This window comes from Streptomyces sp. NPDC002787 (assembly GCF_053592095.1).
Map to the genome: position 1 here is coordinate 150,103 of NZ_JBSFVC010000005.1, position 17,993 is coordinate 168,095.

Annotated in this window: 30 protein-coding genes; 29 read left to right on the forward strand and 1 reads right to left on the reverse strand. The window is 66.8% G+C overall.

Going from position 1 to position 17,993, the window contains the following annotated elements:
- Positions 1-1,674 carry an RNA ligase family protein gene (locus tag ACWD26_RS08675; protein WP_451267648.1) on the reverse strand — a complete coding sequence of 558 codons (1,674 nt, stop codon included), beginning with the start codon at positions 1,672-1,674 and terminating at the stop codon, positions 1-3.
- Between the two features lie 545 nt (positions 1,675-2,219).
- Here ACWD26_RS08675 and rpsJ point away from each other — a divergent pair.
- The 29 genes from rpsJ to ACWD26_RS08820 all read left to right on the forward strand — a co-directional run bounded on the left by rpsJ (position 2,220) and on the right by ACWD26_RS08820 (position 17,978).
- A complete protein-coding gene (gene rpsJ, locus ACWD26_RS08680; protein ID WP_003948644.1) occupies positions 2,220-2,528 on the forward strand; it encodes a 30S ribosomal protein S10 in 309 nt (102 codons plus the stop codon).
- Positions 2,529-2,545: 17 nt separating this feature from the next.
- Positions 2,546-3,190 (forward strand): 50S ribosomal protein L3, encoded by a 645-nt coding sequence (rplC, locus tag ACWD26_RS08685; protein ID WP_005481233.1) that lies wholly within the window; start codon positions 2,546-2,548, stop codon positions 3,188-3,190.
- Positions 3,191-3,197: 7 nt separating this feature from the next.
- Entirely contained in the window at positions 3,198-3,854 is a 657-nt protein-coding gene (gene rplD / locus ACWD26_RS08690) for a 50S ribosomal protein L4 (protein WP_184904643.1), read from the forward strand.
- Positions 3,854-4,273, forward strand: coding sequence for a 50S ribosomal protein L23 (rplW, locus tag ACWD26_RS08695; protein ID WP_451267650.1), 420 nt, complete (start codon positions 3,854-3,856; stop codon positions 4,271-4,273). The genes rplD and rplW overlap by 1 nt, the downstream gene beginning before the upstream one ends.
- Before the next feature lie 38 nt (positions 4,274-4,311).
- Complete coding sequence (gene rplB / locus ACWD26_RS08700; protein ID WP_451267652.1) at positions 4,312-5,148, forward strand: 50S ribosomal protein L2; 837 nt, start codon at positions 4,312-4,314, stop codon at positions 5,146-5,148.
- Positions 5,149-5,160: 12 nt separating this feature from the next.
- Entirely contained in the window at positions 5,161-5,442 is a 282-nt protein-coding gene (gene rpsS, locus ACWD26_RS08705) for a 30S ribosomal protein S19 (protein ID WP_033528345.1), read from the forward strand.
- A gap of 41 nt (positions 5,443-5,483) precedes the next feature.
- Positions 5,484-5,831, forward strand: coding sequence for a 50S ribosomal protein L22 (rplV, locus tag ACWD26_RS08710; protein ID WP_184904641.1), 348 nt, complete (start codon positions 5,484-5,486; stop codon positions 5,829-5,831).
- A complete protein-coding gene (gene rpsC / locus ACWD26_RS08715) occupies positions 5,831-6,655 on the forward strand; it encodes a 30S ribosomal protein S3 (RefSeq protein ID WP_094215512.1) in 825 nt (274 codons plus the stop codon). The genes rplV and rpsC overlap by 1 nt, the downstream gene beginning before the upstream one ends.
- 5 nt (positions 6,656-6,660) lie before the next feature.
- Entirely contained in the window at positions 6,661-7,080 is a 420-nt protein-coding gene (rplP, locus tag ACWD26_RS08720; protein ID WP_004927269.1) for a 50S ribosomal protein L16, read from the forward strand.
- The gene (rpmC, locus tag ACWD26_RS08725) at positions 7,080-7,304 is read left to right on the forward strand and encodes a 50S ribosomal protein L29 (RefSeq protein ID WP_003998824.1); all 225 of its coding nucleotides are present in this window, start codon (positions 7,080-7,082) and stop codon (positions 7,302-7,304) included. The genes rplP and rpmC overlap by 1 nt, the downstream gene beginning before the upstream one ends.
- A complete protein-coding gene (gene rpsQ / locus ACWD26_RS08730) occupies positions 7,304-7,591 on the forward strand; it encodes a 30S ribosomal protein S17 (RefSeq protein WP_037694127.1) in 288 nt (95 codons plus the stop codon). The genes rpmC and rpsQ overlap by 1 nt, the downstream gene beginning before the upstream one ends.
- Before the next feature lie 95 nt (positions 7,592-7,686).
- Positions 7,687-8,055, forward strand: coding sequence for a 50S ribosomal protein L14 (rplN, locus tag ACWD26_RS08735; protein WP_003998823.1), 369 nt, complete (start codon positions 7,687-7,689; stop codon positions 8,053-8,055).
- Positions 8,056-8,057: 2 nt separating this feature from the next.
- Positions 8,058-8,381 carry a 50S ribosomal protein L24 gene (gene rplX, locus ACWD26_RS08740; protein WP_045559456.1) on the forward strand — a complete coding sequence of 108 codons (324 nt, stop codon included), beginning with the start codon at positions 8,058-8,060 and terminating at the stop codon, positions 8,379-8,381.
- Positions 8,381-8,938 (forward strand): 50S ribosomal protein L5, encoded by a 558-nt coding sequence (rplE, locus tag ACWD26_RS08745; RefSeq protein ID WP_020135807.1) that lies wholly within the window; start codon positions 8,381-8,383, stop codon positions 8,936-8,938. Before rplX ends, rplE begins: the two co-directional genes overlap by 1 nt.
- A gap of 5 nt (positions 8,939-8,943) precedes the next feature.
- Complete coding sequence (locus ACWD26_RS08750; RefSeq protein ID WP_049567381.1) at positions 8,944-9,129, forward strand: type Z 30S ribosomal protein S14; 186 nt, start codon at positions 8,944-8,946, stop codon at positions 9,127-9,129.
- A gap of 214 nt (positions 9,130-9,343) precedes the next feature.
- Positions 9,344-9,742 carry a 30S ribosomal protein S8 gene (gene rpsH, locus ACWD26_RS08755; protein ID WP_007384075.1) on the forward strand — a complete coding sequence of 133 codons (399 nt, stop codon included), beginning with the start codon at positions 9,344-9,346 and terminating at the stop codon, positions 9,740-9,742.
- A gap of 24 nt (positions 9,743-9,766) precedes the next feature.
- The gene (gene rplF / locus ACWD26_RS08760; protein WP_451267656.1) at positions 9,767-10,306 is read left to right on the forward strand and encodes a 50S ribosomal protein L6; all 540 of its coding nucleotides are present in this window, start codon (positions 9,767-9,769) and stop codon (positions 10,304-10,306) included.
- A gap of 3 nt (positions 10,307-10,309) precedes the next feature.
- Positions 10,310-10,693 (forward strand): 50S ribosomal protein L18, encoded by a 384-nt coding sequence (rplR, locus tag ACWD26_RS08765; protein WP_055517271.1) that lies wholly within the window; start codon positions 10,310-10,312, stop codon positions 10,691-10,693.
- A gap of 39 nt (positions 10,694-10,732) precedes the next feature.
- Positions 10,733-11,338 carry a 30S ribosomal protein S5 gene (gene rpsE / locus ACWD26_RS08770; protein ID WP_003992370.1) on the forward strand — a complete coding sequence of 202 codons (606 nt, stop codon included), beginning with the start codon at positions 10,733-10,735 and terminating at the stop codon, positions 11,336-11,338.
- 2 nt (positions 11,339-11,340) lie between these two features.
- The gene (gene rpmD / locus ACWD26_RS08775) at positions 11,341-11,523 is read left to right on the forward strand and encodes a 50S ribosomal protein L30 (RefSeq protein ID WP_003974250.1); all 183 of its coding nucleotides are present in this window, start codon (positions 11,341-11,343) and stop codon (positions 11,521-11,523) included.
- Positions 11,524-11,525: 2 nt separating this feature from the next.
- On the forward strand, positions 11,526-11,981 hold the full coding sequence (gene rplO, locus ACWD26_RS08780; RefSeq protein WP_059079051.1) for a 50S ribosomal protein L15: 456 nt from the start codon (positions 11,526-11,528) through the stop codon (positions 11,979-11,981).
- 242 nt (positions 11,982-12,223) lie between these two features.
- A complete protein-coding gene (gene secY / locus ACWD26_RS08785; RefSeq protein WP_451267659.1) occupies positions 12,224-13,537 on the forward strand; it encodes a preprotein translocase subunit SecY in 1,314 nt (437 codons plus the stop codon).
- Positions 13,537-14,199 (forward strand): adenylate kinase, encoded by a 663-nt coding sequence (locus ACWD26_RS08790; RefSeq protein WP_451267661.1) that lies wholly within the window; start codon positions 13,537-13,539, stop codon positions 14,197-14,199. The genes secY and ACWD26_RS08790 overlap by 1 nt, the downstream gene beginning before the upstream one ends.
- Before the next feature lie 112 nt (positions 14,200-14,311).
- Positions 14,312-15,148: a type I methionyl aminopeptidase gene (map, locus tag ACWD26_RS08795; RefSeq protein WP_451267663.1), complete on the forward strand. Its 837-nt coding sequence runs from the start codon at positions 14,312-14,314 to the stop codon at positions 15,146-15,148.
- Between the two features lie 211 nt (positions 15,149-15,359).
- Positions 15,360-15,581, forward strand: coding sequence for a translation initiation factor IF-1 (infA, locus tag ACWD26_RS08800; protein ID WP_003948620.1), 222 nt, complete (start codon positions 15,360-15,362; stop codon positions 15,579-15,581).
- 73 nt (positions 15,582-15,654) lie between these two features.
- Entirely contained in the window at positions 15,655-15,768 is a 114-nt protein-coding gene (gene rpmJ, locus ACWD26_RS08805; RefSeq protein ID WP_003998809.1) for a 50S ribosomal protein L36, read from the forward strand.
- 196 nt (positions 15,769-15,964) lie between these two features.
- Complete coding sequence (gene rpsM / locus ACWD26_RS08810) at positions 15,965-16,345, forward strand: 30S ribosomal protein S13 (RefSeq protein WP_030788235.1); 381 nt, start codon at positions 15,965-15,967, stop codon at positions 16,343-16,345.
- A gap of 70 nt (positions 16,346-16,415) precedes the next feature.
- Complete coding sequence (rpsK, locus tag ACWD26_RS08815) at positions 16,416-16,820, forward strand: 30S ribosomal protein S11 (protein ID WP_003956432.1); 405 nt, start codon at positions 16,416-16,418, stop codon at positions 16,818-16,820.
- A gap of 135 nt (positions 16,821-16,955) precedes the next feature.
- Positions 16,956-17,978 (forward strand): DNA-directed RNA polymerase subunit alpha, encoded by a 1,023-nt coding sequence (locus tag ACWD26_RS08820; protein WP_003966937.1) that lies wholly within the window; start codon positions 16,956-16,958, stop codon positions 17,976-17,978.
- Positions 17,979-17,993: the final 15 nt, after the last annotated feature.

Consider the following 17,993-nt stretch of genomic DNA (forward strand, 5'->3'; position numbering starts at 1 on the left):
TCAGACCTCTTCCTCTATGGTCCCGCTCGCCCCGACGTACCAGGTGCGGTGCGCGTCGCCCGGATACGGCGGGGCGAAGCGGCGCAGCTGGGCGGTGAGCACCTCCGGCGGCACCGGATGCTCGCGGCGGGTGTTGCGCCGGACCAGCTCGTCCTCGTCGGCCAGGACCACGGCGTGGGTGATCAGGGCGTTGCGGCGGTGGGCGACCGCGTGCACCAGCGAGCGCTGCTGGTGGTTCAGCGAGGTGGCGTCCCACACCACCGTCCCGCCGGCGGCCAGCGCCCCGTCCAGCCGGTCGAGCCCCGCACGCAGCACGTCCGCGTTGGCCCGCTGGTCGGCACGCGCGCCGCGCGCCTCGCGCAGATCGTCCAGCGACACGTACGCGTCCACGCCCGTGAGCCCCCGGCCGAACGTGCTCTTGCCGCTGCCGGCCGGACCGACCAGCTGGATCAGTTTCGGGAAGGCCCCCGACCGCCACCGCCAGGTCGCGGCGACGGCCTCATCGGCACCACTGATCCGCCCCCGCGCGTACGCCTCCCGCGCCTCGGCCCGGCAGCGGACGGCCGCGTCGGCCGACAGCCCGGCGAACGCCTCCCGCAGGGCACCGTCGTCGAGGCCCGCGACCTCCTCGGCGTGCAGCGCCGACCACTCCACCTGCTCGCGCGCCTCGTCCGTCGCCGCTGTGGCGCGGGCGACCGCGTGCAGCAGACCGAGGTCGGCGGCGAGGGACAGCCGCGCCAGGCCCGTCCGGCGGTCCTCGTCCGGATACGGCCGGTGCAGTGCGGGATGCAGCCCCACCAGGTCGGCGACCCGGCGCGCGAGCGGCATGCCCACGGCCCCGGCCAGTCGCGCCGTGATCCGCGCCCGCCGTCCGGCTCCCCCGTGGTCGTGCAGCAGCGCGGCCAGTACGCCCACGAGCCGGTCGTCGCCGGTCCGCCCCGCCGGATCGAAGCGGGCCACGGCCTCCCGATCTCCCTCGCCGGGCAGCCCGACGGCCTCCGCCGGCCCGTCCGCGTCCACGGTCGCCCCGGAACGCACCGCCCAGAGCGGAGCCCCCGCCCCGAGGCCGTTCTCGATGACGGCCGCGTGCATCCAGTGCGTGTCCGTCCGCACATGCCCGGCCCGCACCCACTTGGCCACGCGCGAACCGAACTCCTCCGCGCCGAAGCCGTCCACGACCCGGACGACGTAGCCCTCCTGCCGCCCGAGATCCAGCCGCAGGGCGCGCAACGCCTTCTCGTCGAACACGCCCCGCCACAACACGCGCGGCACGGGAACCCCGAGTCCGCGCAGAAAGGCCACCGTGCGGTCCCAGCCCAGGCAGCGCCCCTCCGCGTCCCACACCGAGAAGCCGTAGAACCAGCTCTCCAGGTCGTCGTACGCGATCGAATGCCGGGCGAACATGTTCTCCCCGCACACCCGCCAGCCCTCCGGGATGGCAGGGCCGATCCGGGCCTGGAGCGCCTTGACCCAGGTACGGGAGGGGTGGTGCGCGGAGTCGAGCGAGCGCGCGTGCAGACCGTCGGCGTACAGCGTGGTGTTCTCGCCGTCGAGCTTCTCGCTCACGACGACCTCGCGTCCCCGCAGCCCCGACAGATCGGTGACCCGGAGATCATCGGCACTCGCGCCGGGCGACCAGGGCAGATGCCTGGTCCGCGGATAGTGCGTACGCATGGTGAACGTCCCCCGTGTCGGCCGCCCTCGCCGCACGTGAGGGCGGTACCTGATCAGCGTAGGAGCGCCGGGTGACAGCGGGCGAACGGATTACGGGCGGCCCGGAACCCCGACCGGGTCCGCGGCCCGGGTTTGACCTGCGTCACTCTCGGGGTAATCTCTCCGGCTCGATTGGCGGAGGTGCTGGGCCGTATGGCAGACTAGCGGGGTTGCTCGGTCGAGTGTTGATGCTGCGCGCCTCCCGCCGGGAGGACCGGAAGCGAGTCCCACAGTACTCGTCGCCCCAACTGCCTGATGGCAGCGCTGGGGCGGACGTACGGGAATCTTTCGGGAAGTGTCAGTGCGGCGCCGGCCAGGCACCCGGTGGGCTTCTGCCCCCGGCTCGCGGTTGCAGGAAGGGCCGTGTTTCCCGGACAGGGGATGTTCGAACAAGGGGCATCTGTGTCAGCGGAAGTGCGACACGCCCGACCGCGTGGGTCGGAGAAGCGGATCAAGGAACACCGGGTTCCAGAGCGTTAAACGAGACAAAGGACTACTGAGTAGCCATGGCGGGACAGAAGATCCGCATCCGGCTCAAGGCCTACGACCACGAGGTCATCGACTCCTCGGCGAAGAAGATCGTCGAGACGGTGACCCGCACTGGTGCGTCGGTCGCGGGCCCGGTGCCGCTGCCCACTGAGAAGAACGTGTACTGCGTCATCAAGTCGCCGCACAAGTACAAGGACTCGCGCGAGCACTTCGAGATGCGCACGCACAAGCGCCTGATCGACATCCTCGACCCCACCCCCAAGACCGTTGACTCTCTGATGCGACTCGACCTCCCGGCCGGTGTCGACATCGAGATCAAGCTCTGAGGGTCGGTGAGCTGAGAATGGCTAAGCAGATCAAGGGCATCCTGGGCGAGAAGCTCGGCATGACGCAGGTGTGGGACGAGAACAACCGCGTTGTTCCCGTCACCGTCGTCAAGGCCGGCCCTAACGTCGTGACCCAGGTCCGTACGAACGATGTCGACGGCTACGAGTCGGTCCAGATCGCCTTCGGCGAGATCGACCCGCGCAAGGTGAACAAGCCCCTCAAGGGCCACTTCGCCAAGGCCGACGTCACCCCCCGCCGCCACCTCGTCGAGATCCGCACCGCGGACGCCTCCGAGTACACGCTGGGCCAGGAGATCTCCGCCGAGGTCTTCGAGGCCGGCGTCAAGGTGGACGTGACCGGCAAGAGCAAGGGCAAGGGCTTCGCCGGTGTCATGAAGCGTCACAACTTCAAGGGCCTCGGCGCCGGACACGGCACCCAGCGCAAGCACCGCTCCCCCGGCTCCATCGGTGGCTGCGCCACCCCCGGCCGTGTGTTCAAGGGCCTCCGCATGGCGGGCCGCATGGGCAACGAGCGGGTCACCACCCAGAACCTGACCGTCCACGCCGTTGACGCGGAGAAGGGTCTGCTGCTCATCAAGGGCGCGGTTCCCGGTCCGAACGGCGGCCTCGTCCTGGTCCGCACCGCGGCCAAGGGGGCCTGAGGTACCGATGAGCACTGTTGACATCCTTTCGCCTGCCGGCGAGAAGACCGGAAGCGTCGAGCTCCCCGCGGAGATCTTCGGCGTCGAGAAGGTCAGCATCCCGCTGATCCACCAGGTCGTCGTCGCGCAGAACGCGGCTGCCCGTCAGGGCACGCACAAGACCAAGACCCGCGGCGAGGTTCGTGGTGGCGGTAAGAAGCCTTACCGTCAGAAGGGCACCGGCCGTGCGCGCCAGGGCTCGACCCGCGCGCCGCAGTTCGCCGGTGGTGGCGTCGTGCACGGTCCCGTGCCGCGTGACTACTCGCAGCGGACCCCGAAGAAGATGAAGGCCGCGGCCCTGCGCCACGCCCTCACCGACCGGGCCCGCCACAACCGCATCCACGTCGTCTCCGGCGTGATCGAGGGCGAGAACCCCTCCACCAAGGCCGCCAAGTCGCTGTTCGGCAAGATCTCGGAGCGCAAGAACCTGCTCCTGGTCGTCGAGCGCGCCGACGAGGCCGCGTGGCTCTCCGCCCGCAACCTGCCCCAGGTCCACATCCTGGAGCCGGGCCAGCTGAACACGTACGACGTGATCGTCTCGGACGACGTGGTCTTCACCCAGGCCGCTCTCGAGTCCTTCGTCGCCGGCCCGAAGGCCAACGACACCGAAGGGAGCGAGGCCTGATGGCTACGCGTCACCCGAGCATTGCCTCCAAGGCGGCCAAGGCCGCCAAGGCCGCGCGCGTCGCCAAGGCGCGTCGTCACGCCGCCGAGGGCAAGAACACCGTCGTCACCGCGCCCAGCAAGGCGTACACGGACCCCCGTGACATCTTGATCAAGCCGGTCGTGTCGGAGAAGAGCTACGCGCTGCTCGACGAGAACAAGTACACGTTCATCGTCGACCCGAGCGCCAACAAGACCCAGATCAAGCAGGCCGTCCAGGCGGTCTTCTCGGTCAAGGTCACCGGGGTCAACACGATCAACCGCCAGGGCAAGCGCAAGCGGACCCGCACGGGCTTCGGCAAGCGTGCCGACAGCAAGCGCGCGATCGTGACCCTTGCCGAGGGCGACCGTATCGACATCTTCGGCGGTCCGACCGCGTAAGCGGGTCGGATCGTCCGATATCGGACGAGGACTGAGAAATGGGAATCCGCAAGTACAAGCCGACTACGCCGGGCCGCCGTGGCTCCAGCGTCGCCGACTTCGTCGAGGTCACGCGGTCCACGCCGGAGAAGTCGCTGGTCCGCCCGCTGCACAGCAAGGGCGGCCGTAACAACGCCGGTCGTGTGACCGTTCGTCACCAGGGTGGCGGACACAAGCGCGCCTACCGCGTGATCGACTTCCGTCGTCACGACAAGGACGGCGTGCCGGCGAAGGTCGCGCACATCGAGTACGACCCCAACCGCACCGCGCGCATCGCGCTGCTGCACTACGCCGACGGCGAGAAGCGCTACATCCTCGCCCCGCGCAACCTGCAGCAGGGTGACCGCGTGGAGAACGGTCCCGGGGCCGACATCAAGCCGGGCAACAACCTGGCGCTCCGCAACATCCCGGTCGGTACCACGATCCACGCGATCGAGCTCCGTCCCGGTGGCGGTGCCAAGTTCGCCCGCTCCGCCGGTGCCTCCGTGCAGCTGCTCGCGAAGGAGGGCGCCTACGCCCACCTCCGCATGCCGTCCGGTGAGATCCGCCTGGTCGACGTGCGCTGCCGCGCCACGGTCGGCGAGGTCGGCAACGCCGAGCAGAGCAACATCAACTGGGGCAAGGCCGGCCGCAAGCGCTGGCTGGGCGTCCGCCCGACCGTCCGCGGTGTGGCGATGAACCCGGTTGACCACCCCCACGGTGGTGGTGAGGGCAAGACCTCCGGTGGTCGCCACCCGGTCAGCCCCTGGGGTCAGAAGGAGGGTCGTACTCGTTCGCCGAAGAAGGCTTCGAACAAGTACATCGTCCGCCGCCGCAAGACGAACAAGAAGCGCTAGGAGCGGGTTTAGATGCCGCGCAGTCTCAAGAAGGGGCCCTTCGTCGACGACCACCTGATCAAGAAGGTGGACGCCCAGAACGAAGCAGGCACCAAGAACGTCATCAAGACCTGGTCCCGTCGCTCGATGATCATCCCGGCCATGCTCGGCCACACGATCGCGGTGCACAACGGCAAGACCCACATTCCGGTGTTCGTCACCGAGTCGATGGTCGGCCACAAGCTCGGCGAGTTCTCGCCGACGCGCACCTTCCGGGGTCACGTCAAGGACGACCGGAAGTCGAAGCGCCGCTAACGCGGGGTGGAATGACCATGACAGACACTGGAAGGACAACCATGGAAGCCAGGGCCCAGGCGCGGTACATCCGCGTCACGCCCATGAAGGCCCGCCGCGTGGTGGACCTCATCCGTGGCCTCGACGCCACGGAGGCTCAGGCGGTCCTGCGTTTCGCCCCGCAGGCCGCGAGCGTGCCGGTCGGCAAGGTGCTGGACAGCGCCATCGCCAACGCCGCGCACAACTACGACCACACGGACGCCTCCTCGCTGTTCATCAGCGAGGCGTACGTCGACGAGGGCCCGACCCTGAAGCGGTTCCGTCCGCGTGCCCAGGGCCGTGCCTACCGGATCCGCAAGCGGACCAGCCACATCACCGTGGTCGTCAGCAGCAAGGAAGGAACCCGGTAATGGGCCAGAAGGTAAACCCGCATGGGTTCCGGCTCGGTGTCACGACCGACTTCAAGTCGCGTTGGTACGCCGACAAGCTGTACAAGGACTACGTCAAGGAAGACGTCGCCATCCGTCGGATGATGACGTCCGGCATGGAGCGCGCCGGCATCTCCAAGGTCGAGATCGAGCGCACCCGTGACCGCGTCCGCGTGGACATCCACACCGCGCGTCCGGGCATCGTCATCGGCCGCCGTGGCGCCGAGGCCGACCGCATCCGCGGTGACCTCGAGAAGCTCACGGGCAAGCAGGTCCAGCTGAACATCCTCGAGGTCAAGAACCCCGAGACGGACGCTCAGCTCGTGGCCCAGGCCGTTGCCGAGCAGCTCTCCTCCCGCGTCTCCTTCCGTCGGGCCATGCGTAAGAGCATGCAGTCCGCCATGAAGGCCGGCGCCAAGGGCATCAAGATCCAGTGCGGTGGCCGCCTCGGTGGCGCCGAGATGTCCCGCTCGGAGTTCTACCGCGAGGGCCGCGTGCCCCTGCACACGCTCCGCGCGAACGTGGACTACGGCTTCTTCGAGGCCAAGACGACCTTCGGCCGCATCGGTGTGAAGGTCTGGATCTACAAGGGCGACGTCAAGAACATCGCCGAGGTCCGCGCCGAGAACGCTGCCGCCCGTGCGGGTAACCGCCCGGCCCGCGGTGGCGGTGCCGACCGCCCGGCCCGTGGTGGCCGTGGTGGCGAGCGGCGCGGTCGCAAGCCGCAGCAGGCCGCAGGCGCCGAGGCCCCCAAGGCCGAGGCTCCCGCGTCCGCTCCGGCTGAGAGCACCGGAACGGAGGCCTGACCGACATGCTGATCCCCCGTAGGGTCAAGCACCGCAAGCAGCACCACCCGAAGCGCCGTGGTCAGGCCAAGGGCGGTACGACGGTCGCGTTCGGCGAGTACGGCATTCAGGCCCTCACGCCGGCGTACGTGACCAACCGCCAGATCGAGGCGGCCCGTATCGCGATGACCCGCCACATCAAGCGTGGTGGCAAGGTCTGGATCAACATCTACCCGGACCGCCCGCTCACGAAGAAGCCCGCCGAGACCCGCATGGGTTCCGGTAAGGGTTCGCCGGAGTGGTGGATCGCGAACGTGCACCCGGGCCGGGTCATGTTCGAGCTGTCCTACCCCAACGAGAAGATCGCCCGTGAGGCCCTGACTCGCGCCGCCCACAAGCTGCCGATGAAGTGCCGGATCGTCAAGCGCGAGGCAGGTGAAGCGTGATGTCGGCCGGTACCAAGGCGTCCGAGCTGCGCGAGCTGGGTGACGAGGAGCTTCTGGCGAAGCTTCGCGAAGCCAAGGAAGAGCTGTTCAACCTCCGCTTCCAGGCGGCGACCGGACAGCTTGAGAACCATGGCCGTCTGAAGGCGGTCCGCAAGGACATCGCGCGGATCTACACCCTGATGCGCGAGCGTGAGCTGGGCATCGAAACGGTGGAGAGCGCCTGATGAGCGAGAACAACGTGACTGAGACGAACACCGAGGCGCGCGGCTTCCGCAAGACTCGTGAGGGCATCGTCGTCAGCGACAAGATGGACAAGACCGTCGTCGTCGCCGTCGAGGACCGCAAGAAGCACGCCCTGTACGGCAAGGTCATCCGTAGCACGAGCAAGCTCAAGGCCCACGACGAGCAGAACGCCGCCGGCATCGGCGACCGCGTCCTCCTGATGGAGACCCGGCCGCTGTCCGCCACGAAGCACTGGCGCGTCGTCGAGATCCTCGAGAAGGCCAAGTAATTTCCTGCGGGCAAACCCGCAGGACAGTTCCGCCAGGCTCCGGGGGCCGTTCCTGAACGGCCCCCGGGGAACCGGCAGACAATCAGGAGATAGACGTGATCCAGCAGGAGTCGCGACTGCGTGTCGCCGACAACACTGGTGCGAAGGAGATCCTTTGCATCCGTGTGCTCGGTGGCTCCGGTCGCCGCTACGCGGGCATCGGTGACGTCATCGTCGCCACCGTCAAGGACGCGATCCCCGGTGGCAACGTGAAGAAGGGTGACGTCGTCAAGGCGGTCATCGTTCGCACCGTCAAGGAGCGCCGCCGTCCGGACGGCTCGTACATCCGCTTCGACGAGAACGCCGCCGTCATTCTGAAGAACGACGGCGACCCTCGCGGCACCCGTATCTTCGGCCCCGTCGGCCGTGAGCTGCGCGAGAAGAAGTTCATGAAGATCATCTCGCTCGCGCCGGAGGTGCTGTAAGCATGAAGATCAAGAAGGGCGACCTGGTCCAGGTCATCACCGGTAAGGACAAGGGCAAGCAGGGCAAGGTCATCGCGGCCTTCCCCCGCGAGGACCGCGTCCTGGTCGAGGGTGTCAACCGGGTCAAGAAGCACACCAAGGCCGGTCCGACCGCCAGCGGTTCGCAGGCCGGCGGCATCGTCACGACCGAGGCGCCGATCCACGTCTCCAACGTCCAGCTGGTCGTGGAGAAGGACGGCAAGAAGGTCGTCACGCGTGTCGGTTACCGCTTCGACGACGAGGGCAACAAGGTTCGCGTTGCCAAGCGGACGGGTGAGGACATCTGATGGCTACCACCACGACTCCGCGTCTCAAGACGAAGTACCGCGAGGAGATCGCGGGCAAGCTGCGTGACGAGTTCAAGTACGAGAACGTCATGCAGATCCCCGGCCTCGTCAAGATCGTGGTCAACATGGGTGTGGGCGACGCCGCCCGCGACTCCAAGCTGATCGAGGGCGCCATCCGCGACCTCACCACGATCACCGGTCAGAAGCCGGCCGTCACCAAGGCCCGTAAGTCCATCGCGCAGTTCAAGCTGCGTGAGGGCCAGCCGATCGGTGCCCACGTCACGCTCCGTGGCGACCGCATGTGGGAGTTCCTGGACCGCACCCTGTCGCTCGCGCTTCCGCGCATCCGCGACTTCCGTGGTCTGTCCCCCAAGCAGTTCGACGGCCGTGGCAACTACACCTTCGGTCTCACCGAGCAGGTCATGTTCCACGAGATCGACCAGGACAAGATCGACCGCACCCGGGGTATGGACATCACCGTGGTGACCACGGCGACCAACGACGCTGAGGGCCGTGCGCTCCTCCGTCACCTCGGCTTCCCCTTCAAGGAGGCGTGAGCGAGATGGCGAAGAAGGCTCTGATCGCAAAGGCTGCTCGCAAGCCCAAGTTCGCTGTGCGTGGCTACACGCGCTGCCAGCGCTGCGGCCGTCCCCACTCCGTGTACCGCAAGTTCGGCCTGTGCCGCGTGTGCCTTCGTGAGATGGCTCACCGTGGCGAGCTGCCGGGCGTGACCAAGAGCTCCTGGTAGTCCCTGCTTTCAGGGATTCCCGAAGCTCTCGGTAAGCACTGGGCGTGTCAGGCGCCCGCCCATCCATGGCTTAGGCTTGGAGGGTTGGGCGCCTGATGGTCGCCCGTACGACTTACTACGCCGTAGGTCCACCGCACCGCACCCGCCTCGTCTCGGATCGAGGAGAGGGATGGCGCACCAGGAAACCCCGGCGAGAGAGGCCGAAGGCCAATTCATGACCATGACTGATCCGATCGCAGACATGCTTACGCGTCTGCGGAACGCGAACTCGGCATACCACGACTCCGTGACGATGCCGGCATCGAAGATCAAGTCTCACATCGCGGAGATCCTCCAGCAGGAGGGCTTCATCACGGGCTGGAAGGTCGAGGACGCCGAGGTCGGCAAGAACCTCGTCCTGGAGCTGAAGTTCGGCCCCAACCGTGAGCGCTCCATCGCGGGCATCAAGCGGATCTCCAAGCCCGGTCTCCGGGTTTACGCGAAGTCCACCAACCTGCCCAAGGTGCTCGGCGGCCTCGGCGTGGCGATCATCTCCACGTCCCACGGGCTCCTCACCGACAAGCAGGCCGGCAAGAAGGGCGTAGGCGGAGAAGTCCTCGCCTACGTCTGGTAGCGGAAGGGAACGGAGGAAACAGCTATGTCGCGCATTGGCAAGCTCCCCATCACGGTTCCCGCCGGCGTGGACGTCACCATCGACGGCCAGACGGTCTCGGTCAAGGGCCCCAAGGGCACGCTGACCCACACCGTCGTGGCGCCGATCGAGATCGCCAAGGGTGAGGACGGCGTCCTGAACGTCACCCGCCCCAACGACGAGCGTCAGAGCAAGGCCCTGCACGGCCTGTCCCGCACGCTGGTGGCGAACATGATCACCGGCGTGACCCAGGGTTACGTGAAGAAGCTCGAGATCAGCGGTGTCGGTTACCGCGTGCAGGCCAAGGGTTCGAACCTCGAGTTCGCGCTCGGCTACAGCCACCCGATCACCGTCGAGGCGCCCGAGGGCATCACCTTCAAGGTGGACTCCCCGACCCGCTTCCAGGTCGAGGGCATCGACAAGCAGAAGGTCGGCGAGGTTGCGGCCAACATCCGCAAGCTGCGCAAGCCCGACCCGTACAAGGCCAAGGGCGTCAAGTACGAGGGCGAAGTCATCCGCCGCAAGGTCGGAAAGGCGGGTAAGTAAGCCATGGCATACGGCACGAAGATCGCTAAGGGCGACGCTTACAAGCGTGCTGCCATCAAGCGGCGCCACATCCGGATCCGTAAGAAGGTCAACGGTACGGCTGAGCGCCCCCGCCTGGTCGTGACCCGCTCGAACCGCCACATCGTGGCCCAGGTGATCGACGACCTCAAGGGTCACACCCTTGCGTCGGCGTCCACCCTGGACTCGTCCATCCGTGGCGGCGACGAGGACAAGTCGGCGCAGGCCGGCAAGGTCGGCGCCCTGGTCGCCGAGCGTGCCAAGGCCGCCGGTGTCGAGTCCGTCGTGTTCGACCGTGGTGGTAACCGGTACGCGGGTCGCATCGCGGCCCTGGCCGACGCCGCCCGCGAGGCCGGGCTCAAGTTCTGAGCTCGCTGCGTAGCTAGCGGAAAGAGAGAGGTAAATCCAATGGCTGGACCCCAGCGCCGCGGTGGCGGTGCCGGTGGCGGCGAGCGGCGGGACCGGAAGGGCCGTGACGGCGGCGCAGCTGCCGCCGAGAAGACCGCGTACGTTGAGCGCGTCGTCGCGATCAACCGCGTCGCCAAGGTTGTGAAGGGTGGTCGTCGCTTCAGCTTCACCGCGCTGGTCGTGGTGGGCGACGGTGACGGCACCGTGGGTGTCGGTTACGGCAAGGCCAAGGAGGTGCCGGCCGCCATCGCCAAGGGTGTTGAGGAGGCCAAGAAGCACTTCTTCAAGGTCCCCCGTATCCAGGGCACCATCCCGCACCCCATCCAGGGTGAGAAGGCTGCCGGCGTCGTACTGCTCAAGCCCGCGTCCCCCGGTACCGGTGTTATCGCCGGTGGTCCGGTGCGTGCCGTGCTCGAGTGCGCCGGTATCCACGACGTGCTGTCGAAGTCGCTCGGCTCCGACAACGCGATCAACATCGTGCACGCGACCGTGGCGGCCCTGAAGGGTCTGCAGCGTCCCGAGGAGATCGCGGCCCGCCGTGGTCTGCCCCTCGAGGACGTCGCCCCCGCGGCTCTGCTCCGTGCGCGTGCCGGGGCGGGTGCGTAATCATGGCGCAGCTCAAGATTACGCAGGTCAAGTCCTACATCGGCAGCAAGCAGAACCACCGTGACACCCTGCGTTCCCTTGGTCTCAAGGGCATCAACACGCAGGTCGTCAAGGAGGACCGCCCCGAGTTCCGCGGCATGGTGCACACCGTCCGCCACCTCGTGACGGTCGAGGAGGTCGACTGATCATGGCGGAGAACAACCCGCTCAAGATCCACAACCTCCGTCCCGCCCCGGGCGCCAAGACCGCGAAGACCCGTGTCGGTCGTGGTGAGGCGTCGAAGGGTAAGACGGCCGGTCGTGGTACCAAGGGTACGAAGGCCCGCTACCAGGTTCCGGAGCGCTTCGAGGGTGGCCAGATGCCCCTCCACATGCGTCTCCCGAAGCTGAAGGGCTTCAAGAACCCCTTCAAGACCGAGTTCCAGGTCGTGAACCTGGACAAGCTCGCCGCCCTCTACCCCGAGGGTGGGGAGGTCACCGTTGCCGACCTGGTCGCCAAGGGTGCCGTCCGCAAGAACAGCCTCGTCAAGGTCCTCGGCCAGGGCGAGATCTCCGTGGCGCTGCAGGTGACGGTCGACGCCGTCTCCGGCTCCGCCAAGGAGAAGATCACCGCCGCCGGCGGTACCGTCACCGAGCTCGTCTGAACACATCAGGTGTCTCGATGACTTGAGCGATCCCGACCGGGGATACCCCACAAATGGGGTATCCCCGGTTGGTCGTTCCAAGGGAAGCAGTCTCGCCGGTAAGGTGACCTGCACTGCCCGTTTTCACAGGGTGCTCCTCACCGGGCACTCGACGCGGCAGTTAAACGTTACGTAAGTCGTCCTCATCAGAATCTCAAAACCGTCACCCTTGACGCAGTAGCGCGGGGGTCGCAGGAGGCACCGTGCTCACCGCGTTCGCCCGGGCGTTCAAGACGCCCGACCTGCGCAAGAAGCTGCTCTTCACGCTCGGCATCATCGTGATCTACCGGGTCGGTACGCATGTGCCGATCCCCGGTGTCGACTACACCGCCGTCCAGTTCTGTATCGACCAGGCCCAGACCAACACGGGTCTGTTCGGTCTGGTCAACATGTTCAGTGGTGGCGCACTGCTCCAGATCACGATCTTCGCGCTCGGCATCATGCCGTACATCACGGCGAGCATCATTCTGCAGCTGCTGACCGTGGTGATCCCGCGTCTGGAAGCCCTGAAGAAGGAGGGGCAGGCCGGCACGGCGAAGATCACGCAGTACACGCGTTATCTGACGGTGGCCCTGGCCATCCTGCAGGGCACCGGTCTCGTCGCCACCGCCCGCAGCGGCTCGCTGTTCAGCGGCTGCTCGCAGGCCGGCCTGATCGTCCCCGACCGCTCGATCTACACCACCGTGGTCATGGTCATCACCATGACCGCCGGTACGGCGCTCGTCATGTGGCTCGGTGAGCTCATCACCGACCGCGGCATCGGCAACGGCATGTCGATCCTGATGTTCATCTCGATCGCCGCCACCTTCCCGTCCGCGCTGTGGGCCATCAAGGAGCAGGGCGACCTGGCGGACGGCTGGATCGAGTTCGGCACCGTCATCGCCGTCGGCCTGGTCATGGTGGCGCTCGTCGTCTTCGTCGAGCAGGCTCAGCGCCGTATTCCGGTCCAGTACGCGAAGCGCATGATCGGCCGCCGTTCCTACGGTGGTACGTCGACCTACATTCCGTTGAAGGTCAACCAGGCGGGCATCATCCCTGTGATTTTCGCCTCGTCGCTGCTCTACATCCCGGCCCTCGTCGTGCAGTTCTCGAACTCCACGGCGGGTTGGGCGAGTTGGATCACAGCCAACCTGGCCGACACGGCCGCGCCGGCGCACATCACGATCTACTTCTTCCTGATCATCTTCTTCGCTTTCTTCTACGTGGCCATCTCGTTCAACCCCGAGGAAGTCGCGGACAACATGAAGAAGTATGGTGGCTTCATCCCGGGAATCCGGGCTGGCCGTCCGACCGCTGAGTACCTGAGTTACGTGCTCAACCGGATCACCTGGCCGGGTTCGCTGTACCTGGGTCTGATCGCTCTTGTGCCGACGATGGCGTTGGCCGGCTTCGGGGCGAACGCGAACTTCCCGTTCGGCGGTACCAGCATCCTCATCATCGTGGGTGTGGGTCTGGAGACGGTGAAGCAGATCGAGAGCCAGCTCCAGCAGCGCAATTACGAAGGGTTCCTCCGCTGATGCGAATCGTCCTCGTCGGGCCGCCGGGTGCGGGTAAGGGAACGCAGGCCGCGTTCCTGGCACAGAACCTGTCGATCCCGCACATCTCCACGGGCGACCTGTTCCGGGCCAACATCAGCAAGCAGACGGAGCTCGGCAAACTCGCGAAGTCCTACATGGACAAGGGCGAGCTGGTCCCGGACGAGGTCACCATCGCGATGGCCAAGGACCGCATGGAGCAGCCGGACGCCGAGCACGGCTTCCTGCTCGACGGCTTCCCGCGCAACGTCTCGCAGGCCGAGGCGCTGGACGTGACGCTCCAGGACGAGTCCATGAACCTGGACGCGGTGCTGGACCTGGAGGTCCCCGAGGAAGAGGTCGTCAAGCGGATCGCCGGCCGGCGCATCTGCCGGAACGACTCCTCCCACGTCTTCCACGTCACGTACAAGAAGCCGAAGCAGGACGGCGTCTGCGATGCCTGCGGCGGCGAGCTGTACCAGCGTGACGACGACTCCGAGGAGACCGTCCGCAAGCGCCTGGAGGTCTACCACACGCAGACCGAGCCGATCATCGACTACTACAAGGCCCAGGGCCTCGTGGTGACGATCTCGGCCCTCGGTCCGGTGGAGGAAGTCACCCAGCGCGCCATGGAGGCGCTCAAGCGCGAGGACGACGACAAGTAGGTCGTCGGTCGGTACGTAGGCCGCGGTGCCCTTGAGGGGTGCCGCGGCCGTACTGTTGTGTAGGCAAAATCCAAGAGTTCACAGTCACGGAAGACGGAGAGCGCAGGCCCCCATGGTGCAGATCAAGAGCCCCGAGCAGATCGCCAAGATGCGCGAGGCGGGGCTGGTCGTCGCCGCCATCCACGCGGCCACCCGGGAGGCCGCCGTGCCGGGCGCCTCCACGAAGGACCTCGACGAGGTCGCCCGCAAGGTGATCGCGGAGCACGGGGCCAAGTCGAACTTCCTCGGGTACGGCGGCTTCCCCGCGACGATCTGCACGTCGGTGAACGAGGTCGTGGTCCATGGCATCCCGAGCGACGAGGTCGTCCTGAAGGACGGCGACATCATCTCCATCGACTGCGGCGCGATCGTGGACGGCTGGCACGGTGACGCGGCCTACACCGCGTTCGTGGGCTCCGGTCACGCTCCGGAGCTGGTCGAGCTGTCGCGGGTGACCGAGGAGTCCATGTGGGCCGGGATCGCCGCGATGAAGGTGGGCAACCGGCTCGTGGACGTCTCCCGGGCCATCGAGACGTACATCCGCCGGCAGCCGAAGCCGGGCGGGGGCAAGTACGGGATCGTCGAGGACTACGGCGGGCACGGCATCGGGACCGAGATGCACATGGACCCGCATCTGCTGAACTACGTCGAGCGGCGGCGGGGGAAGGGACCGAAGCTCGTGCCGGGCTTCTGTCTCGCGATCGAGCCGATGGTGTCCTTGGGCACGCCCAAGACCGAGGTGCTGGCGGACGACTGGACCGTGGTGACGACGGACGGGACGTGGTCCTCGCACTGGGAGCACTCGGTTGCTCTGACCGAGCAGGGTCCTCTCGTGCTGACGGCTCCCGATGGTGGTAAGGCGAAGTTGGCCGAGTACGGGATCACCGCGGCTCCTGATCCGGTGGGCTGAGTGCGTTCGCCGGATGCGGGTGGTTCGTGGTCGCTCGCGCGGTTCCCCGCGCCCCGTCAGGGCGCGTAATGATCTCCCTCGTTGGGCATCCTTACCCGAATTCGTGTTTCCGGGAGCCCTGACGTAGACTGACTCGTCGGCTCTCGTGTTTCCGTATGTCTTCATTCGGTTACGCGGAGTCGATCAAGGTAGTCGATTCGAAGGGCGAAGCGTGGCCAAGAAGCAAGGTGCCATCGAGATCGAGGGCACTGTCGTCGAGTCTCTGCCGAACGCCATGTTCAAGGTCGAGCTCCAGAACGGCCACCAGGTCCTGGCACACATCAGCGGCAAGATGCGTATGCACTACATCCGCATCCTCCCTGACGACCGGGTCGTGGTGGAGCTGTCTCCGTACGACCTGACGCGTGGCCGGATCGTCTACCGCTACAAGTAGATCTTGCCCCCGCTCTCCGTGCCCCGGTCCTCCGGGACGCGGGTGGTGGCACTGACCCGGAGAACCTCACCCCATGAAGGTCAAGCCGAGCGTCAAGAAGATCTGCGACAAGTGCAGGGTGATCCGCCGTCACGGTCGGGTCATGGTCATCTGCGAGAACCCGCGCCACAAGCAGCGCCAGGGCTGACGCACGTTCGACCGTTCCCTCTGCATCGATATCGCAGGGATTCGCGCGACGCGAGCTGAATTTGTTCATACGCAGGACCCAGGCGCCGAAGGTGCCTGACACCCCCGGTCGGAGGCCGGGGACCCGGTTCGTACCTGGTACGGCGGCCGGGAGCCGGTTCTGTGGAAGACCTCCGAAGATCACCAGGAGCCATTGAATGGCACGCGTTTCCGGTGTTGACATCCCGCGCGACAAGCGCGTGGAGGTTGCCCTCACCTACGTGTTCGGCATCGGCCGGACCCTCTCCCAGGAGACGCTGGCTGCGACCGGCGTCGACCCGAACACCCGCGTTCGCGACCTCTCCGAGGAGCAGCTCGTCGCGATCCGCGAGTACGTGGACAACAACATCAAGACCGAGGGTGACCTCCGTCGCGAGATCCAGGCCGACATCCGCCGCAAGGTGGAGATCGGCTGCTACCAGGGTCTCCGTCACCGTCGTGGTCTGCCCGTCCGCGGTCAGCGCACCAGCACCAACGCCCGCACCCGCAAGGGCCCGCGTCGCGCCATCGCCGGTAAGAAGAAGCCGGGCAAGAAGTAGTCCTCAGCGGACAACGCTTCATCAGCGGTCTTCGCTGTAGGACCGACCACCTCCCCGTAGGAGTTAGTAGATGCCCCCCAAGGGTCGTCAGGGCGCTGCCAAGAAGGTGCGCCGCAAGGAAAAGAAGAACGTCGCTCACGGCCACGCGCACATCAAGAGCACGTTCAACAACACGATCGTCTCCATCACGGACCCCTCGGGCAACGTGATCTCCTGGGCCTCCGCCGGCCACGTCGGCTTCAAGGGCTCCCGGAAGTCCACGCCGTTCGCCGCGCAGATGGCCGCCGAGTCGGCCGCCCGTCGCGCGCAGGAGCACGGCATGCGCAAGGTCGACGTCTTCGTCAAGGGCCCGGGCTCGGGTCGTGAGACGGCCATCCGTTCGCTGCAGGCGACCGGTCTCGAGGTCGGCTCCATCCAGGACGTCACGCCCACCCCGCACAACGGCTGCCGTCCGCCCAAGCGCCGCCGCGTCTGACCCTTCGGGTCGGGTTGCGCGACTGCTTGGTCTGAGGTTTTCGGGCGGTACGGCTCTTACGGGGCGTACCGCCCGTACCCTTGTAGTACTCAAGGGCATCAAATAGTGGGTGCCCATGACTGAAGGACTCACCACATGCTGATCGCTCAGCGTCCCTCGTTGACCGAAGAGGTCGTCGACGAATTCCGCTCCCGGTTCGTGATCGAGCCGCTGGAGCCGGGCTTCGGCTACACCCTCGGCAACTCCCTGCGTCGTACGCTCCTGTCGTCGATCCCCGGTGCGGCTGTCACCAGCATCCGGATCGACGGTGTCCTGCACGAGTTCACCACCGTGCCGGGCGTCAAGGAGGACGTCACCGACCTGATCCTCAACATCAAGCAGCTGGTCGTCTCCTCGGAGCACGACGAGCCGGTCGTGATGTACCTGCGCAAGCAGGGCCCGGGTCTGGTCACCGCCGCCGACATCGCGCCCCCGGCCGGTGTCGAGGTGCACAACCCCGACCTCGTCCTCGCCACGCTCAACGGCAAGGGCAAGCTGGAGATGGAGCTGACGGTCGAGCGTGGCCGCGGTTACGTCTCCGCCGTGCAGAACAAGCAGGTGGGCCAGGAGATCGGCCGTATCCCGGTCGACTCCATCTACTCGCCGGTTCTGAAGGTCACGTACAAGGTCGAGGCCACGCGTGTCGAGCAGCGCACCGACTTCGACAAGCTGATCGTCGACGTCGAGACCAAGCAGGCGATGCGTCCCCGTGACGCCATGGCCTCCGCCGGTAAGACGCTGGTCGAGCTGTTCGGTCTCGCCCGTGAGCTCAACATCGACGCCGAGGGCATCGACATGGGTCCGTCCCCGACGGACGCCGCCCTTGCCGCCGATCTGGCGCTGCCGATCGAGGAGCTGGAGCTCACCGTTCGGTCGTACAACTGCCTCAAGCGTGAGGGCATCCACTCCGTGGGTGAGCTCGTGGCTCGTTCCGAGGCCGACCTGCTCGACATCCGTAACTTCGGTGCGAAGTCGATCGACGAGGTCAAGGCGAAGCTGGCGGGTATGGGCCTGGCGCTCAAGGACTCGCCTCCCGGATTCGACCCGACCGCTGCCGCGGACGCCTTCGGTGCGGACGACGACGCGGACGCGGGCTTCGTGGAGACCGAGCAGTACTAAGAGCTCGGGCCATAC